The following is a 16,980-nucleotide window of genomic DNA, read 5'->3' as shown; positions in this document are numbered from 1 at the left end:
GCCGAGGCCGCTCAGGCACGCGCCTTGGCCCGCCAACGATCCGGGTCGTCTTCGAGGGCGGCGCGATCCCAGTTGCCGCCCACCGCTGCCGCTTCGTAGGTGTCCTGCAGGAAGTCCAGGAGCAGTCCGTCCGGATCGGGCGCTTGCCGGACCACCTCGTAAGGCAGCACGAACTCGCCCATCTCCTTGCTGTAGGACGCCTCCGCGGGCCGGACCGGATGGTCGGCAAAGCCGTCGGGCTCCGGGTAGGCGTAGGCGTAGAAGCCACCTTCCGCGCCGCCGCCGGGCCAGAATCCGCAGCTGCTGAGTTCACGCGAGTAGCCCTCTACCATCACCCAGTCGCCGCAGTTGGGTGCGCCGCCCGGGTGCTTCGGGGCACTCCGCCCGGAGAATCGGGTGCAGGCCAGATCCATGGCGCCCCAGAAGAAGTGAACGGGGCTGACCTTGCCGATGAAGCGGGAGCGAAACCGGCTCAGCACCCGGTGCGCCTGCACCAATTGCCGCCAGAACAGTTGGGCGGCCTGCGGGTCATAAGAGGCGTGCTCGACGTCCTCGGCGAACGGCACGGCAGGCTCGACCTCGTTGGGGTGCGACTGGATTCGGGTTTGCAGACCCAACTCGTCCAGCGTCGACATGAACGCGCCGTGAAATTCCGCCACCGATTGCTCCCGCAGCGGGATCGCGCGGGTTGCACCGGAGCTGGTACGGATCGCCAACTGGTGGTCGATAAAGTCGAACTCGATGTCGAAAACATCGCTGTCGTACGGGATCGCCGACGTGGTGAGCCCACGGGGCGTGACATACAACGTGACCTGCCACCAGTGGTTCACCAACGGTGCATGTGCCAGGCGGACTTTGCCGACGATCTGGGTCCACATGTGCAGGGTGTCCCGGGTCGGTGCCCAGTCGTCGAGACGAAGGCGAGGCCAAGCGGATTCGCGCGTCATGATCCCCTACTACCCGTTTGCGGTACCGGTCACACCGTCGCCTCCGGCCGGTCGGTCGGTGCGCAGGTTGTCCGACGATGTCGCCGCCCACGCGGTGGCGAACAGGATCAGCCGTACGGTGATGTAGGCGAACACCAGCAGGCCCAGCACCGGTCCGAACACCGCCCCGGCCGGGCCGTTGATCACCGACTGCAAGTACACCGAGCCGGCCTGTTTGAACAATTCGTAGCCGACCGCGGCGATCACGCCGGCCCGCGCCGCGCTGGCCAGGCTGACCGACTCGCGGGGCAGCCGGGCGATCATCCAGGTGAACAGCAGCCATGACACCGCCACCGCCATCCCCACCGACGCCACCCGCAACACCGCGCCCAGCAGGTCGAAGTCGGGAACGCCGAGCCAGCGCAGGATCTTGCGCATCAGCTTCGGCTCGGCCAGCGCGGTCAGCGCGATCGTGACGAGCATGGCACCGAACGCCCACCCCATGGCGACCAGGTCCGACAGCTTCGCCGAGACGAAACCCTGCTTCTCCGAACGGGTTTCCCACATCTCGGAGAGCGCCTCGCGCAGGTTGGCCATCCAGGTCAGGCCCACCCAGGTGGCCGTCGCCAGACCGATCACCCCCACCGAGGCACGCGAGGAGATCGCGCTGTCCATCAACGACACCAGCTCGTTGCCGAACTCGCCGGGGACCAGGTGCTTGATCCGGCGTTCGATCCCGTCGAGCACCTCCGGCCGCCGCGACAGCAGGAAACCGCCGACGGAGAACCCGACCATCGCCAGCGGAAACAACGCGAAGATGGTGTAGTAGCTCATCCCGGCGGCGAAGAAGTTGCCCTGACGCTCGTCGTAGCGTTCCTGCGCCCGCACCACGTGATCGAACCAGCCGTAACGCGCCCGCAGCCGGTCGATGATGCCCGGCTTGGCGGGCTCGGCCTCGTCGGTCACGGCTTTGTTCATGGCCGCGGCGGAAGGAATCCCACCCGGTCGTAGACCCGCGCGATGGTCGTGGCGGCCCTCGCCCGGGCCCGCTCGGCGCCGGCGGCCAGCACCGCCTGCAGCTCGCCCGGGTCGGCCAGCAGTTCGTCGACCCGGGCCTTGATCGGCGTGACGAACTCGGCGACGGCCTCGGCGGTCTCCTTCTTCAGGTCGCCATAACCGCGGCCGGCGTAGCCGTCCACCAGTTTCTCGACGCTCGCACCGGTGATCGCCGACTGGATGGTCAACAGGTTCGACACCCCGGCCTTGTTCTCCGGGTCGTAGCGGATCTCCCGTTCGGAGTCGGTGACCGCCGAGCGAATCTTCTTGGCGCTCACCGCTGGATCGTCGAGCAGGCTGATCAGGCCGGCGTCGGTGGCCGCCGACTTGCTCATCTTCGACGTCGGGTCGGCCAAGTCGTAGATCTTGGCGGTGGCCTTGGGGATCATCGGCTCGGGCACGACGAAGGTGTCGGGGAACCGTGTGTTGAACCGCTGCGCGACGTCGCGGGCCAGTTCCAGGTGCTGGCGCTGGTCCTCGCCGACCGGCACCACCTCGGTGTCGTAGAGGAGTACATCGGCGGCCATCAGCACCGGGTAGGTGAACAGGCCCACGGTGGTGGAGTCCGAACCCTGCCGCTGCGACTTGTCTTTGAACTGCGTCATCCGCGAGGCCTGCCCGAATCCGGTGAAACAGCCCAGCACCCAGGCCAGCTCGGCATGCGCCGGCACGTGGCTTTGCACGAAGATCGCACTGCGAGCCGGGTCGATTCCCAGCGCCAGGTACTGCGCGGCCGTCACCAGGGTGCTTTTCCGGAGCGTCGCGGGGTCCCAGCCCGGGACGGTGATGGCGTGCATGTCGACGACGCAGAACAGCGCGTCGTGATCGTCCTGCAGGTCCGCCCAGTGGGTGATCGCCCCCAGCGCATTGCCGAGGTGCAGCGACGCCGAGGTGGGCTGGACACCGGAGAAGACGACGGGACGGGATCCGGAAGCGCTCATGATTGCTCGATCCTGTCACGCCGTTGCGCCGATGGGCGCACCTGGTAACAGAGCGATTGCTCTGTTATTCTGGCCGCCATGCCCCGCCCGCGCGTGCACGACCCCGATCGGGTGCTGGACGCCGTCGAGTCGCTGGCGGCGCGCTCCGGTGCCGCCGCGGTGACGATCCGCGCCGTCGGCCAGGCGACCGGCGCCTCCAATGGCGCCGTCTACCACGGTTTCGGGTCGCGAGCCGGGCTGGTGGCCGCCGCCTGGCTGCGGGCCGCGCGGCGTTTCCTGACGCTGCAGGACGAGCTGGTGAGCGCCGAGACGGTTGCGGCCGAGGCGGTGATCGCGGCCGCCGACGCCCCGGTGGCCTTCGCCGAGCGGCACCCGGACGCCTCCCGACTGCTCGTCGCGGTCAGCGACGATGCGCTGCGGGACTCCGACGTGCCGCCCGAGCTCGCCGGGCAGCTGCGCAGCGTTCGCGCCGAGCTGGTGGGGCTGCTGATCCGGCTGGCGGACGCGCTGTGGGAACGGCGCGACGCCGCCGCCGTCGACACCATCACCACCTGCGTGGTCGACCTGCCCACCGCAATCGTGCTCAGCCGTAACCGGTTGGGCAACCCATGCGCCCGCGCCCAGCTGCACGCCGCGGTGCGCGCCGTCCTGGCCGTCGGCCCTAGAAAGGAATCAGCGGAGTGAACCTGACCTATGACGACAAGATCGCCGTATTGGACCTCGGCGACGACGAGAACCGGTTCTCCCCGGACTTTCTCGACGAGATCAACGGCGTGCTCGACGACGTGGTGGCCGCTGAGGCGCAGGGCCTGGTCACCACCGCGGGCGGCAAGTTCTACACCAACGGCCTGGACTTGGACTGGCTGATGGCCAACGGCGACCGCACCGACTGGTACGTCGGGCGGGTGCACGCCCTGCTGGCGAAGATGCTGACGCTGCCGATCCCGACCGCGGCAGCCGTGGTCGGGCACGCGTTCGGGGCGGGCGCGATGCTGGCGATCGCCCACGATTTCCGGGTGATGCGCGCCGACCGCGGGTTCTTCTGCTTCCCCGAGGTCGACATCCGGATTCCATTCACCCCGGGGATGGCCGCGCTGATCCAGGCCAAGCTCGCGCCGCAGGCTCAGGTGGCATCGATGACCACCGGCCGCCGCTTCGGCGGCGAGGACGCCGCGGCTATCGGCATCGTCGACGGCACCGCCGGCGAGGGCGCGGTGCTCACCGCCGCTGTCGATCTGCTGCGGCCGCTGGCCGGTAAGGACTCGGGCACGCTGGGCGCGATCAAGGCCACCATGTTCGGGCCGGCGGTGGCGGCGCTCAGCGGCTAAATCCCACCTGTCTCGCCCGTCACCGGCGGGAGGACGCATGTCGGTTGCCCGCCTCTGAGCGACAATCAAGCGGTGCACCCACATGCCCGCACCGGCGCGAGGAATCGTGTTGTCGCTATAAGCCGGGCAACTGCGGCATGCCATCCCCCACGTGGCGGGTGGGGCAGATGAGGACGAGGGCCGACCGATGCCCGGGTGTGCTGCGGCCCTGGGCGGCCGACGACGGGCTGCTGGTGCGGTTGCGCCTGGTCGGCGGCTGGCTGCCAGCCGCTTCGCTGGCCCGCTTGCTGCAGGTCAGCGCCGAGTTCGCCGACGGCTCGGTCTATCTCACCAAGCGGGCCAACCTTCAGCTGCGCGGGCTGGCCGGGTGCGACGGGCGACTGGCGCCGGCGGCGGTGGCCGCGTTGGAGTCGACCGGGTTGTTGCCGTCGCGCAGCCATGAGCTGGTCCGCAACATCCTGGTCTCACCGCAGACCGGCCACGCCGGCGGGCGGGCGGACCTGCGCCCGGTGGCGGCGCGGCTGGACGCGCTGCTGTGCGACGATCCGCGCCTGGCCGCGCTGCCCGGCCGGTTCCTGTTCGTCCTCGACGACGGCCGCGGCGACCTGATCGATCGGTCAGCCGATGCCGGCCTGGTAGCGCTCAGCGGCACCGAGGCACAGCTGCGAGTCGGTGAGAACTGGGGGGCCGTGGTGTACATCGCCGACGCCGCCGAACGGCTGGCCGCCCTGGCCGGTGCGTTCCAGGCCGCCCGCGGCGACGGGCCCGACGCGCCCTGGCACATCCGCGAACTACCCGCCCCCCTTTTGCCCGTCATGGCGGCTGATGCGCGCCTGCCGGAACCGTCGGGTCCGCTACCCTTTGGCCCGGTGCCCGGTGGCACCCATGTGCCGGTGCCTGACGGGGTGTTGACGGCCGCATTCGGACGCACCCTGCTGGATGCCGCCGAGCTCGTCGTGACCCCGTGGCACGGCATCTTCGTCCCTGCGTAGGAGTTGGCTTGAACAGACCCACCAAGCGCTACGACTACATCGCCGACGGCCCGGCCATCTACGTCGAATCGTTCGCCACCATCCGCCGGGAGTCCGACCTGTCGCACATCCCTGCTACTGCCGAGCGGCTCGCGGTGCGGATGATCCACGGTGCCGGGCAGACCGACGTCGCCAAGGACCTGCTGATCCACCCCGAGGCGGTGCCGGCCGGGCGGGCCGCGCTCGACGGCGGCGCACCGATCCTCTGCGATGCCCGGATGGTGGCAGTCGGGGTGACCGCCGGGCGGCTGCCGGCCGGCAACGAGGTGCACTGCTATCTGCGTGACGAACGGGTCCCTGCACTGGCCGCCGACTGGGGCACCACCCGTTCGGCGGCGGCGGTCTCGTTGTGGGAGCCGGAGCTGTCGGGTGCCGTCGTCGCCATCGGCAACGCCCCCACGGCGCTGTTCCATCTGCTCGAGCTGATCATCGACGGCGGGCCGCGCCCAGCGGTGATCGTCGGCTGCCCGGTGGGGTTCATCGGCGCCGCCGAGTCCAAGGAGGCGTTGGCCGCCCTGCACCGCGACCACGGCATCGACATCCCGTTCGTGACCGTGCGCGGCCGGCGAGGCGGCTCGGCGATCACCTCCTCGGCGTTGAACGCACTCGCCTCGGATGCCGAATGACCGGCCGCTTTTACGGGGTGGGCCTGGGCCCGGGTGACCCCGAGCTGATCACCCGCAAAGCAGCCCGGATCATCGCCGACGCCGACGTAGTGGCCTACCACGCCGGGGTCAACAAGGCCTCGTATGCGCGCACCATCGCCGCCGACCTGATCCGGCCGGGTGTCATCGAGGAAGAGCTGCGCTATCCGGTCACCACCGGGGTCACCGATCACCCCGGCGGCTATGGCGGAGCGCTGGCCGACTTCTACGAGGCCTCGGCGTCACGGCTGGCCGCCCACCTGACCGCGGGTCGCACGGTCGCGCTGCTGACCGAGGGCGATCCGCTGTTCTACGGCTCGTTCATGTACATGCACGACCGACTGTCGACGCGCTTCGACACCGAGATCATCCCCGGTGTCCCCGCGTTCAGCGCCGCCACCGCCGCGCTCGGAATGCCGCTGGTGCGCCAGACCGACGTGCTGACCGTGCTGCCGGGCACACTGCCGGAGCACGAGCTGGCGATGCGGCTGGCCGACACCGACGGCGCCATCATCATGAAGCTCGGCCGCACCTTCCCCGCCGTGCGCCGCGCCCTGGCCGCCGCCGGCCGGTTGGAGCACGCCTACTACGTCGAACGGGCCAGCCATCCGCAACAGCGCTGGCTGCCGGTCGCCGAGGTAGAGGAAGCGAGCGTGCCGTACCTGTCGCTGATCGTGGTCGACGGGGATTCCCGCAACGGGCAGCGGTCGCGGACGTCGTCCGATCCGGTGGCGGCGGTCGTTGAGCCGGTCGCCGAGCCGGCCGAGCTGCTGGTGATCGGGCTCGGTCCCGGGCCCGGCGAGTGGTTGACCGGCGCGGCGGCCGCGGCGCTGGCCACCGTCGACCACGTGGTGGGCTACGGGCCCTATCTCGCGCGGATTCTGCAGCGGGCCGGGTTGCAGCGGCACTCCTCGGGCAACACCGTCGAGCTGGACCGGGCCCGCTTCGCGCTGGATCTGGCGCTTCGCGGCGAGAAGGTGGCGGTGGTCTCCGGTGGCGATGCCGGGGTCTTCGGGATGGCCTCAGCCATCTTCGAAGCCGCCGATAACGAACGGTATCAACGTGTTTCGGTGCGGGTGCTGCCCGGCGTCTCGGCGGTGCAAGCGGTGGCCGCGGCCGCCGGCGCCCCGATCGGGGCCGACTTCGCGGTGTTGAGCCTCTCCGATCGCCTCAAACCGTGGGCGGTGATCGAGGCCCGGCTGGCCGCGATCGCCGAGGCCGATCTGGTGCTGGCGATCTACAACCCGGCTTCGCGTGCCCGGCCCGACCAGATCGCCCTGGCCCGCAAAGTGCTGCTGGAACACCGCGCCCCGCAGACCGTGGTGGTGGTCGGCCGTGACATCGGCCGGACCGAGGAGTCGCTGACGGTGACCACCCTGGGCGAGCTGGACACCGATGCGATCGACATGAAATGCCTTGTCCTGGTGGGAGCGTCGTCGACGCGGGCGACGTCCGCGGGCCGGGTGTGGACGCCCCGGTGGGTACGGTGAGCGTCCCGGTTCATTTCGTCGGCGCCGGGCCCGGTGCCGCGGATCTGCTGACGGTGCGGGCGGCCCGCCTGCTGGCCGACGCCAATGTGGTGCTCTACCCCGGTAGCTATCTGGACCCGCAAGTGCTCGAACACTGTTGCGCCACCGCCGAACTGGTCGACACCGCGAAGTTGGACCTCGAGGCGATCGTGCACCGTCTGGTCACCGCTCACCGGGCGGGCCGGCGGGTGGTGCGGCTGGTGTCGGGCGATGCGTCGCTCTACAGCGCGGTCTTCGAGCAGACCCGCCGGCTCGACGCCGCCGGGGTGCCGTGGGACATCACGCCCGGCGTGCCGGCTTATGCCGCGGCGGCTGCCGTGCTCGGCCGCGAGCTCACGGTGCCGCTGGTGACGCAGTCGGTGGTGCTGACCCGGGTCCAAGCCGCCTCCACCGCGATGCCGCCGTCCGAATCGCTGGCCGCGTTCGCCGCGACCGGGGCCAGCCTGGTGCTGCACCTGGCGATCACCCGGACCCGGGAACTGATGGGCGAGTTGGAAGCCGACTACGGCGCGGACTGCCCGGTCGCGGTGGTCTACCGGGCGTCGCAACCGGATGAACTCGTGCTGCGCGGCACCGTCGCCGACATCGCCGATGCGGTCGAGGCGGCCGGGATGCGTTCGGCCGCGGTGATTCTCGTCGGGCGGGCCCTTGCGGACCGCCCCGACCCGTGTGGCGGCGAGAGCCATCTCTACGACGCGGCGCGAGACCGGTCAGGGCAGGGTTAGCGCCCACTGCGTGACGGCGCGGGCGGGTCTCCAGCCGGTGAACGCACCGAGCGGGGCGGCGTGTTCGACCTGGATACGGGTCAGCTCGCCGCCGTGCTCGGCGTAGGCCGCCGCCAGCTGCGCCTCGGTTTCCAGCGTGACAGCGTGGGCGACCAGTCGCCCGCCGGGCCGCAGCGCGACCAGGCAGGCGTCGAGCACCCCGGGCCGGCTCAGCCCGCCGCCGACGAAGACGGCATCCGGGCGGGAGAGGCCTGCCAGCGCCGTCGGGGCCGTGTCGCAGACGACGCGCAGTGCAGGGACGCCGAGGTTGCGAGCGTTGGCCGAGACCCGCTGCGCCCGAGTCTGTTCCGCCTCGACAGCGATGGTCCGGCAGCTCGGGTGGGCGCGCATCCATTCGATGCCGACGGATCCGGCGCCCGCGCCGACGTCCCACAGCAACTGTCCGGGCGCCGGTGCCAGTCGCGCCAGCGCGGCGGCCCGCAGGTCGCGTTTGGTGAGCTGCCCGTCGTGGTCGTAGGCCTGATCAGGTAAACCGGGCACCCATCCCCAGCCGGTCGGCAGCGGGCCGCCCAGCTCCAGGGCGACGATGTTGAGCCGCGGCACCGGGCCTTCTAAGGTCTCGGCGGTGCTGTCCAGCCGTGACTCGGCGTCGCCGCCCAGGTCACCGAGCACCGTCATCCGGCTTGCCCCGTAGCCGCGCGCGACCAGCAGGGCCGCCAGCTGCGCGGGCGTCGTCTCATCGGCAGAGAGCACCAGCACCCGCCGGCCCGGCGCGAGCTCGCGCAGCACCGCGTGGACGTCGCCGACCCTGATGACCGCGGCCGACTCGGCCGACCAGCCCAGCCGGGCCCGGGCCAGCGTCACCGAGGAGACCGCCGGGACCACCGCGACCCGCTCGGCGCCCAGCAGCTCGATCAGCGTGCTGCCCACCCCGGACAGCAGCGGATCACCGGAGGCCAGCGCAACCACCTGCCGGCCGGCCAGGCCGTCGACCAGCGCCGGCAACCCGGCCCGTAGCGGCGACGGCCAATCGTGGCGCTGCTGACCGGGTGATTCCGGCAGCATCGCCAGGTGGCGCGGCGCACCGATAACGGCATCGGCGGCCAGCACCCTCTCCCGCGCGGGTTCTGTCAGCCCGGCCCAGCCGTCGGCGCCGATACCGAGGACCACCAGGCGTTCGGCGGTGGGCACAGCTATGTCAACCGTTCGGTGAGGAACTGCACCACCCGCTTGCGCGCCTCGTAGGCGGGGTGCCCGTCGACCTCGCGGACCTGGTCGGTGAGCACCGAGTGCGCCATCCGGGACAGCCCGTCCGGATTGCCCGGCGAGGAGTCGATCTCGATCACCTCGAACGCGTCCCCGAGCCGGGCCTTCAGCGTCGCGAAGCGGTCACCGGGGGCCATCTTGTCCTCGCTGAACCGCAAGCCAAGCGCGCACAGCCCGTCGTTGGCGGCGCGGTCGGCGATCATCCCCAGCTCGACCTCGGAGAGCCCCGGATCGCGGCGCTGTTTGAGCGTCAGCGGGATCGGTACGGACGGCTGGCTGAGCACCGGCGCCAGCACGGCGTCGTCGACGGCGGCCGCCAGCGCAAAACCGCCGGTGAAGCACTGGCCGATCACCCCGACGCCTTTGCCGGGCGTCTTCTCGTTGAGGTCGCGGGCCAGCGCCCGCAGGAACTGGGTGACCGGACGTTGCTTGTCGGTGGCGAACGCGGCGAACTCCCGGGTCACGCAGGCACGGGCGATCGTGCTCAGCGCGTAGCCGGGTGTGATCGCCTTACCGGGTTGGCCGAATAATGACGGGATCGCCACGGTGAAGCCGTTGTCCACCAGGTGGTTTCCCAATCCGAGCACGCCGGGGTGCACTCCCGGGATCTCCGGTATCAGTACCACCCCGGGGCCACGCCCCTTGCGGTACACGTCGTGGGTGAAACCGCCGCCGGTGAACGGCGCTGGGACCCAGCCGGTCAGGTCTGCTTCGGGTGCAGTCATCTCTGAGTGTCCTTTCGGTTGGTGTTAGGGTATCGGCGCGAAGTGCCAGGGAAGTCGGTGTGACTCCGACGCAGGCCCGCTACGGTGTTCCGCGGCGCATTCCCGCTGATTGGGAAGCGCTTCGGTCAGTCCGAATACCGGCTTCGCGTTGCCAACACCGGGCATCACGAGCGGAGCCTCAATGCAACAGCTGTACCCCTTCCCTGCCGTCCTCGGCGGCGACCCGGACGCCCCGGGCGGCCTCGACGACATGGCGCTGGCGCTTGTCCTGAGCGCGATCTCCCCCAGCATCGGCGGCGTACTCATCCGCGGCGAGAAGGGCACCGCCAAGTCGACGCTGGTACGCGCGCTGGCCCAGGTGCTGCCGCCTATCGACGTGGTCGCCGACGACCGGTTCTCCTCCGATCCCGCCGAGGCCAACCCGCTGTCCCCCGACGGCCCGTTCCCCGCCGACGCCGCCGTGCAGACCCGCCCGGTGCGGCTGGTGGAGTTGCCGGTCGGCGCCACGGAGGACCGGGTGGTGGGGTCGATCCACCTGGAGCGGGCGCTGGGTGCCGGCGTGGTGGAGTTCGAGCCGGGGCTGCTGGCCCGGGCCAACCGCGGCATCCTCTACGTCGACGAGGTCAATCTGCTCGCCGACCACCTGGTGGACCTGCTGCTGGACGCGGCCGCGATGGGGCGACTGACCGTCGAACGCGACTCGGTGTCGGTCACCCACGCGGCACGCTTCGTGATCGTCGGGACGATGAACCCCGAGGAGGGCGAGCTGCGCCCACAGCTGCTCGACCGATTCGGGCTGACCGTTGAGGTTTCCGCGCCGCGCGATCCGGCGGTGCGCGCCGAGGCGGTACGCCGACGGTTGGCCTTCGACGCCGATCCCGAGGGTTTCGCGGCCGGGTACGCCGCGGCCGAGGAGCGGCTGCGCGCCCGGATTCACACTGCGCAGCAGCTGCTTTCGCGGGTGCTGCTCACCGACGCCGCGCTGGTCAAGATCGGCGAGATCTGCGCGGCGTTCGATGTGGACGGCCTGCGCGGCGACATCGTCTGCGCCCGCACCGCGGTCGCGCATGCGGCATGGCAGGGCCGCGACGCGGTCAACGTCGAGGATCTGCGGGTCGCCGCCCGGCTGGCGCTGCCGCATCGGCGGCGGCGCAAGCCGTTCGACGCCCCCGGTCTCGATGAAGCCGAACTCGACGAGCTGCTGCCTCAGGAGGATTCCGGTCCCGAGCCCGAGCCGGATCCGGACGGCCCACCGGAGGGCGGGAACGACGCCCCGCCACCCCCGGATGCGGGCGGGCCGGCGCCGGGTGGGTCCGGCTCCACCTCGACCGTCGGATCCGATTCCCCTTACCGCGCACGGTTTTTCACCGTCGACGGGGTCGGCGCGGGCCGCGCCGGGCGGCGCAGCCGGGCCCGCACCAGTTCCGGACGCCGGGTGGGCGCCACCGCCGCCGGCGCCACGGGCGGGCTGCACCTGCTGGAGACGCTGCGGGCCGCCGCGCCACATCAGGGCGCCCGCGGCCGGGTGGACGGCCGGATGATCCTGCAGGCCGGCGATCTACGCCGTGCCGTCCGGGAGGGCCGGGAGGCCAACCTGGTGCTGTTCGTGGTGGACACCTCCGGGTCGATGGCCGCCGCCGAGCGGATGCGGCACGTCAAGACCGCGATCTTGTCCTTGCTGCTGGACGCCTACCGGCGCCGGGACCGGGTGGCGGTGGTGACGTTTCGCGATACACGGGCCGAAGTGGTGCTGCCTGCGACCGGGTCGGTGGAGATCGCCGCGGTGCGCCTGGACGAGTTGCCCGCCGGCGGCCGCACCCCGCTGGCCGAGGGCCTGCTCGAAGCCGCCGAGCTGATCCGCCGGGAACGGCTACGCGAACCGGCGTGTCGCCCGCTGCTGGTGGTGCTGACCGACGGTCGGGCCACCGCCGGCGCCGATCCGGTCGAGCGGTCCCGCCAGGCCGCCGGACTGCTCGCATCACAGGGCTTTTCGGCGGTGGTGGTGGATTGCGAGAACGGCCGGATGCGGCTCGGGTTGGCACGCTCCCTGGCTGAGCGGCTGCGGGCCGAATACGTCCCGCTGCCGCAGGTGAGTGCCGAGGCGCTGACCGACATCGTTCGCGATGCCACCGGAAAGGGAGCTGCCTGATGCCGCAAGGACAACCGTTGACGGTGCCCGACGACAACCTGACCACCCGCCAGCGCCGCAACCGGCCGCTGCTGATGGTGCACACCGGCGACGGCAAGGGCAAGTCCACCGCCGCGTTCGGATTGGCGCTGCGCGGCTGGAATCAGGGCTTTCGGATCGGGGTGTTCCAGTTCGTGAAGTCCGCGAAATGGCGGGTCGGCGAGCAGGCGGTGCTGGAACGGCTCGGCGCCCTGCACGACGAGACCGGTGAGGGCGGCTCGGTGCAGTGGCACAAGATGGGTTCGGGCTGGTCGTGGAGCCGCAAATCCGGCAGCACCGAGGATCACGCCGGCGACGCACTGGCCGGCTGGACCGAGATCAAGCGCCGCCTTGCCGAGCAGACCCATGACCTCTACGTCCTCGACGAGTTCACCTACCCGATCGACTGGGGATGGGTGGACGTCGACGACGTGGTCGAGACGCTGCGCTCCCGGCCCGGCCACCAGCACGTCGTTATCACCGGCCGTCGCGCCCATCCGCGGCTGGTCGAGGCCGCCGACCTGGTCACCGAGATGACCAAGATCAAGCACCCGATGGACGCCGGCCAGAAGGGCCAGCGCGGGATCGAATGGTAAGTCTCCCCCGGATCGTGGTGGCCGCGCCCGCATCCGGGCACGGTAAGACCACCGTGGCGGTCGGGCTGATGGCGGCGCTAGCCGCACGCGAGCTGACCGTCAGCGGGCACAAGGTCGGCCCGGACTACATCGACCCGGGCTATCACGCCCTGGCCACCGGGCGCCCGGCCCGCAACCTGGATCCGGTGCTGGTCGGCACCGAGCGGATCGTGCCGCTGCTGCTGCATGGTGCTTCTGGCGCCGAGATCGCCGTGATCGAGGGCGTGATGGGGCTTTTCGACGGCCGGCTCGGCGCTGACGGCGAGGCCTCCACCGCTCACGTCGCGGCGTTGACCGCGTCCCCGGTGTTGCTGGTCGTCGACATCTCGCACGCGTCGCGCACCCACGCGGCGGTGGTGGCGGGCCTGGCCGGCTACGCCCCGGACGTGCGGGTGGCCGGCGTGATCCTCAACCAGGCCGGCAGCACCCGGCACGCCGATGAAGTCGTCGCCGCGTTGCGCCCCACCGGCATTCCGGTTCTGGGGGTGCTGCCCCGCGATGCGGGCGTGCGGGCCCCGTCTCGGCATCTCGGGCTGGTGCCGGCCGCCGAACGCGACGAGTCCGGTGCGATGCTCGACCGCCTGGCCGGGCTGATCGCGCAGCAGGTGGATCTCGACGCGGTGGTTGCCGTGGCGCGTCAGGCACCGGATCTGGTTGGCGCCGTGTGGGATCCGGCTGCGGAGGTGTGCGCCGGCTCTTCGGGCGCTCGCCCGGTGGTCGCTGTCGCCGGGGGGCGGGCCTTCACGTTCGGCTACACCGAGGCCTTCGAGCTGCTGCGCGCCGCGGGCTGCGAGGTAGTGCGCTTCGACCCGCTCACCGACTCCGGCCTGCCGGCCGGCACCGCGGGCATCTATCTGGGTGGCGGGTTCCCGGAGGTCTACGCCGCCGAGCTGGCCGCCAACACCGCGCTGGCCGGTGCGCTGCGGGCGGCGATCGCCGCGGGGGTGCCGACCGTCGCCGAATGCGGCGGGTTGGCCTACCTGTGCCGCAGTGTCGGCGAGGTGCCCGGGGTGGGTGCGCTGCCCGCCGCCGCCGAGATGTCGCCGCGCCTGACCCTGGGCTACCGGGATGCCGTCGCGCCGACTGATTCGCTGCTGGCGGAGGCCGGCTTGCGGGTGACCGGGCATGAATTCCACCGCACCGTCGTCACCTTCACCGGCCCGGTCGCCGCGGCCTGGCAGCTGCCGGACGGCCCGGACGGTATCGCCGGGCCGAGCCTGCACGCGTCGTACCTGCATACCCACTGGGCCGGATACCCGCAGCTGGCTCAGCGTTTCGCCGATGCCGTGCATCAGTTCACCGGCCCGGATCTGCACCATCACGGCGACACCGAAGCGCGGGCCGGGCTGGCGGATTTCGCGGTGAACGTCTACGTCGGGCCGCGGCCGGACTGGCTCGATGCCGCCCTGCATGCCTCGCTCGCCGACGCCGCGGCCTACCCGGACGCCGGCGCCGCCCGCGACGCGCTGGCCGCCCGGCACGGCGTCTCCCGCGACGAGTTGTTGCCCACCGCCGGCGCCTCCGAGGCCTTCGACCTGGTGGCCCGGCTCCGAGCGTGGCGGCGGCCGGTGGTGGTCCACCCGCAGTACACCGGGCCGCACGCCGCGCTGATCACCGCCGGCCGCACCGTCGATGTCGTGCTTTGCCGCGCCGAGGACGGCTTCGCGCTGGACCCCGCCGCGGTACCCGATGACGCCGACCTCGTCGTCGTCGGTAACCCGACCAACCCCACCGGCGTGCTGCATCCGGCTTCGCTGTTGCTTTCGCTGGTGCGGCCCGGGCGGGTGGTGCTGGTCGACGAAGCGTTTCTGGACGCGGTGCCGGGTGAGCCCGAAAGCCTGGCCGGTTTCTCGGCGCCGGGCCTGCTGGTGACCCGCAGCCTGACCAAACACTGGTCGATCCCCGGGGTGCGGGCAGGGTATCTCCTGGGCGATCCGTTGTTGATCGCCGATGCGGCGCGGCTGCAGATTCCCTGGTCGGTGTCGGCGCCGGCGCTCGCCGCCATGCTGGCCTGCTCTGACGCGCGGGCGCTGACCGAAAGCGAATGCCGGGCAAAGGAGTTGGCGTTGTGGCGGGATCAGCTGGCGTCGGCTCTTGTCGCGCGGGGGGTGCCGTTGGCCGCCGGTGTCGCCCCGTATGTCCTGGCCCGTGTTGGCACTGGCGTGCATGCGGCGTTGCGGGAGAACGGTATCGCGGTGCGGCGGGCCGACACTTTCCCGGGCCTCGACGACAGCTGGGTGCGGATCGCGGTGCGTCCCCCGGAGTTGACCGATCGACTGCTGGCGGCGCTGGATCGGATTCTCGGGTGATTTCGGCGCGGGCGCTGGGGCTGGCGCTCGGTTTTGTCGCCGACCGCGCCTGCGGGGACCCGCGGCGGTGGCATCCGGTCGCCGGATTCGGGACGTGCGCGCTGGCGTTGGAACAGCGGACCTACCGCGACAGCCGCTGGACCGGCGTGGCTCATGTGCTTGTGTTGGTCGGCGGCGCCACCGGGCTGGCGTACGCCGCTGAGCGGTCGGCTCGAAACCCATGGGCGCGAATTGCGTTGACCGCCCTGGCGACCTGGGCGGTGCTCGGGGGGCGCTCCCTGGAACGCGAGGCGCGTGCGGTGCATGGCTTGCTGGCCGCCGGGGATCTGGACCGGGCCCGTGTTGCTGTGCGCAACCTGGTCGGTCGCGACACCGCCGCGCTGGGGCCCGACGAGATCGCCCGGGCTGTCGTCGAATCCGTCGCGGAGAACAGCTCGGATGCGGTGGTGGCGTCGTTGGTGTGGGGTGCGGCGGCCGGGATTCCGGGTCTGGTGGCGCACCGTGCCGTCAACACCCTGGACGCGATGATCGGCCACCGCAACGCTCGCTACGGCCGCTTCGGCTGGGCGGCGGCCCGGCTGGATGACGTGCTGGGCCTACCCGCATCCCGGCTGAGCGGAGTCCTGGCCGCCGCCTTGGGGCCGGATTCCCTTGGCGCGCTGCGGGCGTGGCGTCGCGACGCCCGGCACCATCCCAGCCCGAACGCCGGGGTGGTCGAGGCCGCGTTCGCGGGAGCCTTGGGCCTACAGCTCGGGGGTGTCAACGTCTACTACGGGAACCGTCGTGAGGACCGGGCGCTGATGGGACACGGGCGGGCTCCGGTTCCCGCCGATATTCCGCGGGCGGTGCGGCTGGCCCGGCGGGTGGGCGTCGGGGCGATGGCCGGTGCGGTGATCCTGGGTTCGCGGACGTCCCGCCGAGCGTGGCCGTCCGGCGGTCTGGCGACCGTCGGCGTCAAGCCACTCAGTGGTGGGCGATCAGTTCGGCGGCGTGGTCTTCCTCGCTGGGCCGGACTCGGCCAGCAGCAGCCGATTTCAACTGCCACCTGGTGACCAGCCCATCAGGACCGGTCAACTCGCCGAGGGCAAGCGCCTCGGTGATCAGCTGCCGGACGCGTGGCTCGTCGGCGGCTTCGGCGGCGAACAGCACCCGCAGCGTGACGTCGTCACCGGCGACGTGGTTGGCGGTGTGATGCGGCGCCAGCGGGCAGGGCGGTGAGTGGTCCCAGCTCCCGCACAGCGCCTTGGTAATGGCCCCGCCGGGCGCATTAGGGCTACCGCCGGGATGGAGCACAACAACCGCGTCGTGAGCGTAGGCGCAGCGAACCACGGACGCGATGTTATCCACAGTTGGGGTTTCGTCCACAGCCATGGTCACCCGGGGGGTGGTCATCGGCTTTGGTGTCGGGGCTGGTTTTTAGCGTCGGGGTATGGCAACGGCACTGGGTGCGGCGGCGGCGCGGCAGCAGATCTGCGCGGCCCTGGATGCCATCGATGCCGCCCATCGGGTGTTGCGCGAGACACCTTCGGATGTGGTGGGCAACGATTTTCGTGTTGAGGTCGCCGAGCGGTTGGAGACCCAGGAGCGCACCAACCGGGGGTTGATGTACCGGATCTTCGGCGAGCTGGCCGACCCACCCGATGGTGACGGCTCGATCGCCGCGGTGCGCGACGCACTGTGGAAGCGGCTGCGGATCAC

The 16,980-nt window shown here is 71.3% G+C and carries 16 protein-coding genes, 1 pseudogene and 1 riboswitch; of the genes and pseudogenes, 11 read left to right on the top strand and 6 right to left on the bottom strand.

The features are described 5' to 3' along the window. Positions 1 to 11: 11 nt before the first annotated feature. The 3 genes from AC5Y31_RS18205 to trpS are packed head-to-tail and all read right to left on the bottom strand — an operon-like array spanning position 12 to position 2,923. Positions 12 to 947, bottom strand: coding sequence for a DUF5996 family protein (locus AC5Y31_RS18205; protein WP_065026634.1), 936 nt, complete (start codon positions 945 to 947; stop codon positions 12 to 14). A gap of 9 nt (positions 948 to 956) precedes the next feature. Continuing rightward, on the bottom strand, positions 957 to 1,904 hold the full coding sequence (gene yhjD, locus AC5Y31_RS18200) for an inner membrane protein YhjD (RefSeq protein WP_499981999.1): 948 nt from the start codon (positions 1,902 to 1,904) through the stop codon (positions 957 to 959). Next, the gene (trpS, locus tag AC5Y31_RS18195) at positions 1,901 to 2,923 is read right to left on the bottom strand and encodes a tryptophan--tRNA ligase (protein ID WP_499981997.1); all 1,023 of its coding nucleotides are present in this window, start codon (positions 2,921 to 2,923) and stop codon (positions 1,901 to 1,903) included. Before trpS ends, yhjD begins: the two co-directional genes overlap by 4 nt. 78 nt (positions 2,924 to 3,001) lie before the next feature. On the opposite strand from trpS, the gene AC5Y31_RS18190 reads away from it, so the two are divergent. From AC5Y31_RS18190 to cobM, 6 genes are all read left to right on the top strand, one after another. Then, positions 3,002 to 3,607, top strand: coding sequence for a TetR family transcriptional regulator (locus AC5Y31_RS18190; RefSeq protein ID WP_499981995.1), 606 nt, complete (start codon positions 3,002 to 3,004; stop codon positions 3,605 to 3,607). After that, the gene (locus AC5Y31_RS18185) at positions 3,604 to 4,251 is read left to right on the top strand and encodes an enoyl-CoA hydratase-related protein (protein WP_499981993.1); all 648 of its coding nucleotides are present in this window, start codon (positions 3,604 to 3,606) and stop codon (positions 4,249 to 4,251) included. The genes AC5Y31_RS18190 and AC5Y31_RS18185 overlap by 4 nt, the downstream gene beginning before the upstream one ends. A gap of 167 nt (positions 4,252 to 4,418) precedes the next feature. Further along, on the top strand, positions 4,419 to 5,243 hold the full coding sequence (locus tag AC5Y31_RS18180; protein WP_499981992.1) for a ferredoxin-like domain-containing protein: 825 nt from the start codon (positions 4,419 to 4,421) through the stop codon (positions 5,241 to 5,243). A gap of 8 nt (positions 5,244 to 5,251) precedes the next feature. Further along, complete coding sequence (locus tag AC5Y31_RS18175) at positions 5,252 to 5,908, top strand: precorrin-8X methylmutase (protein WP_065026628.1); 657 nt, start codon at positions 5,252 to 5,254, stop codon at positions 5,906 to 5,908. Next, the gene (locus tag AC5Y31_RS18170) at positions 5,905 to 7,416 is read left to right on the top strand and encodes a precorrin-2 C(20)-methyltransferase (protein WP_499981990.1); all 1,512 of its coding nucleotides are present in this window, start codon (positions 5,905 to 5,907) and stop codon (positions 7,414 to 7,416) included. The genes AC5Y31_RS18175 and AC5Y31_RS18170 overlap by 4 nt, the downstream gene beginning before the upstream one ends. Continuing rightward, on the top strand, positions 7,413 to 8,180 hold the full coding sequence (gene cobM / locus AC5Y31_RS18165) for a precorrin-4 C(11)-methyltransferase (protein WP_499981989.1): 768 nt from the start codon (positions 7,413 to 7,415) through the stop codon (positions 8,178 to 8,180). Before AC5Y31_RS18170 ends, cobM begins: the two co-directional genes overlap by 4 nt. Here cobM and cbiE read toward each other — a convergent pair. Both cbiE and AC5Y31_RS18155 read right to left on the bottom strand, forming a co-directional pair. Then, complete coding sequence (gene cbiE / locus AC5Y31_RS18160; protein WP_499981987.1) at positions 8,166 to 9,371, bottom strand: precorrin-6y C5,15-methyltransferase (decarboxylating) subunit CbiE; 1,206 nt, start codon at positions 9,369 to 9,371, stop codon at positions 8,166 to 8,168. The genes cobM and cbiE overlap by 15 nt on opposite strands. Positions 9,372 to 9,373: 2 nt before the next feature. Continuing rightward, a complete protein-coding gene (locus AC5Y31_RS18155) occupies positions 9,374 to 10,171 on the bottom strand; it encodes a dienelactone hydrolase family protein (RefSeq protein ID WP_499981985.1) in 798 nt (265 codons plus the stop codon). A 23-nt stretch (positions 10,172 to 10,194) separates the two neighbouring features. Continuing rightward, positions 10,195 to 10,331: riboswitch (cobalamin riboswitch) on the top strand. 21 nt (positions 10,332 to 10,352) lie between these two features. Here AC5Y31_RS18155 and AC5Y31_RS18150 point away from each other — a divergent pair. From AC5Y31_RS18150 to AC5Y31_RS18135, 4 genes are read left to right on the top strand one after another with little or no spacing between them, the layout of a single operon-like run. Further along, complete coding sequence (locus tag AC5Y31_RS18150; protein ID WP_499981983.1) at positions 10,353 to 12,320, top strand: magnesium chelatase subunit D family protein; 1,968 nt, start codon at positions 10,353 to 10,355, stop codon at positions 12,318 to 12,320. Further along, complete coding sequence (cobO, locus tag AC5Y31_RS18145) at positions 12,320 to 12,934, top strand: cob(I)yrinic acid a,c-diamide adenosyltransferase (protein WP_499981982.1); 615 nt, start codon at positions 12,320 to 12,322, stop codon at positions 12,932 to 12,934. Before AC5Y31_RS18150 ends, cobO begins: the two co-directional genes overlap by 1 nt. Next, positions 12,928 to 15,282: a bifunctional hydrogenobyrinic acid a,c-diamide synthase/histidinol phosphate aminotransferase CobBC gene (cobBC, locus tag AC5Y31_RS18140; RefSeq protein WP_499981981.1), complete on the top strand. Its 2,355-nt coding sequence runs from the start codon at positions 12,928 to 12,930 to the stop codon at positions 15,280 to 15,282. The genes cobO and cobBC overlap by 7 nt, the downstream gene beginning before the upstream one ends. Then, positions 15,279 to 16,334, top strand: a complete 1,056-nt coding sequence (locus AC5Y31_RS18135; RefSeq protein ID WP_499981979.1) for a cobalamin biosynthesis protein — start codon at positions 15,279 to 15,281, stop codon at positions 16,332 to 16,334. Before cobBC ends, AC5Y31_RS18135 begins: the two co-directional genes overlap by 4 nt. On the opposite strand, the gene AC5Y31_RS18130 is transcribed toward AC5Y31_RS18135, so the two are convergent. Beyond that, the gene (locus tag AC5Y31_RS18130) at positions 16,246 to 16,611 is read right to left on the bottom strand and encodes a hypothetical protein (RefSeq protein WP_499981978.1); all 366 of its coding nucleotides are present in this window, start codon (positions 16,609 to 16,611) and stop codon (positions 16,246 to 16,248) included. The two genes, AC5Y31_RS18135 and AC5Y31_RS18130, sit on opposite strands and share 89 nt — an antisense overlap. A 100-nt stretch (positions 16,612 to 16,711) precedes the next feature. Between AC5Y31_RS18130 and AC5Y31_RS18125 the strand changes: the two are divergent. Then, a pseudogene (locus AC5Y31_RS18125) lies at positions 16,712 to 16,980 on the top strand (HNH nuclease); the annotation flags it as partial.

Source organism: Mycobacterium sp. NGS18, from assembly GCF_059813185.1.
The sequence above is the reverse complement of the archived record's forward strand: the minus strand, read 5'-3'. Positions and strand labels throughout refer to the sequence as shown.

Excerpts from the sequence above, each read along its gene's own strand:
- AC5Y31_RS18170 (WP_499981990.1), top strand. The coding sequence starts at position 5,905 with ATGACCGGCCGCTTTTACGGGGTGGGCCTGGGCCCGGGTGACCCCGAG.
- AC5Y31_RS18150 (WP_499981983.1), top strand. The coding sequence starts at position 10,353 with ATGCAACAGCTGTACCCCTTCCCTGCCGTCCTCGGCGGCGACCCGGAC.
- trpS (WP_499981997.1), bottom strand. The coding sequence starts at position 2,923 with ATGAGCGCTTCCGGATCCCGTCCCGTCGTCTTCTCCGGTGTCCAGCCC.
- cobBC (WP_499981981.1), top strand. The coding sequence starts at position 12,928 with ATGGTAAGTCTCCCCCGGATCGTGGTGGCCGCGCCCGCATCCGGGCAC.
- AC5Y31_RS18180 (WP_499981992.1), top strand. The coding sequence starts at position 4,419 with ATGAGGACGAGGGCCGACCGATGCCCGGGTGTGCTGCGGCCCTGGGCG.
- AC5Y31_RS18205 (WP_065026634.1), bottom strand. The coding sequence starts at position 947 with ATGACGCGCGAATCCGCTTGGCCTCGCCTTCGTCTCGACGACTGGGCA.
- cobO (WP_499981982.1), top strand. The coding sequence starts at position 12,320 with ATGCCGCAAGGACAACCGTTGACGGTGCCCGACGACAACCTGACCACC.
- AC5Y31_RS18155 (WP_499981985.1), bottom strand. The coding sequence starts at position 10,171 with ATGACTGCACCCGAAGCAGACCTGACCGGCTGGGTCCCAGCGCCGTTC.
- yhjD (WP_499981999.1), bottom strand. The coding sequence starts at position 1,904 with ATGAACAAAGCCGTGACCGACGAGGCCGAGCCCGCCAAGCCGGGCATC.
- AC5Y31_RS18190 (WP_499981995.1), top strand. The coding sequence starts at position 3,002 with ATGCCCCGCCCGCGCGTGCACGACCCCGATCGGGTGCTGGACGCCGTC.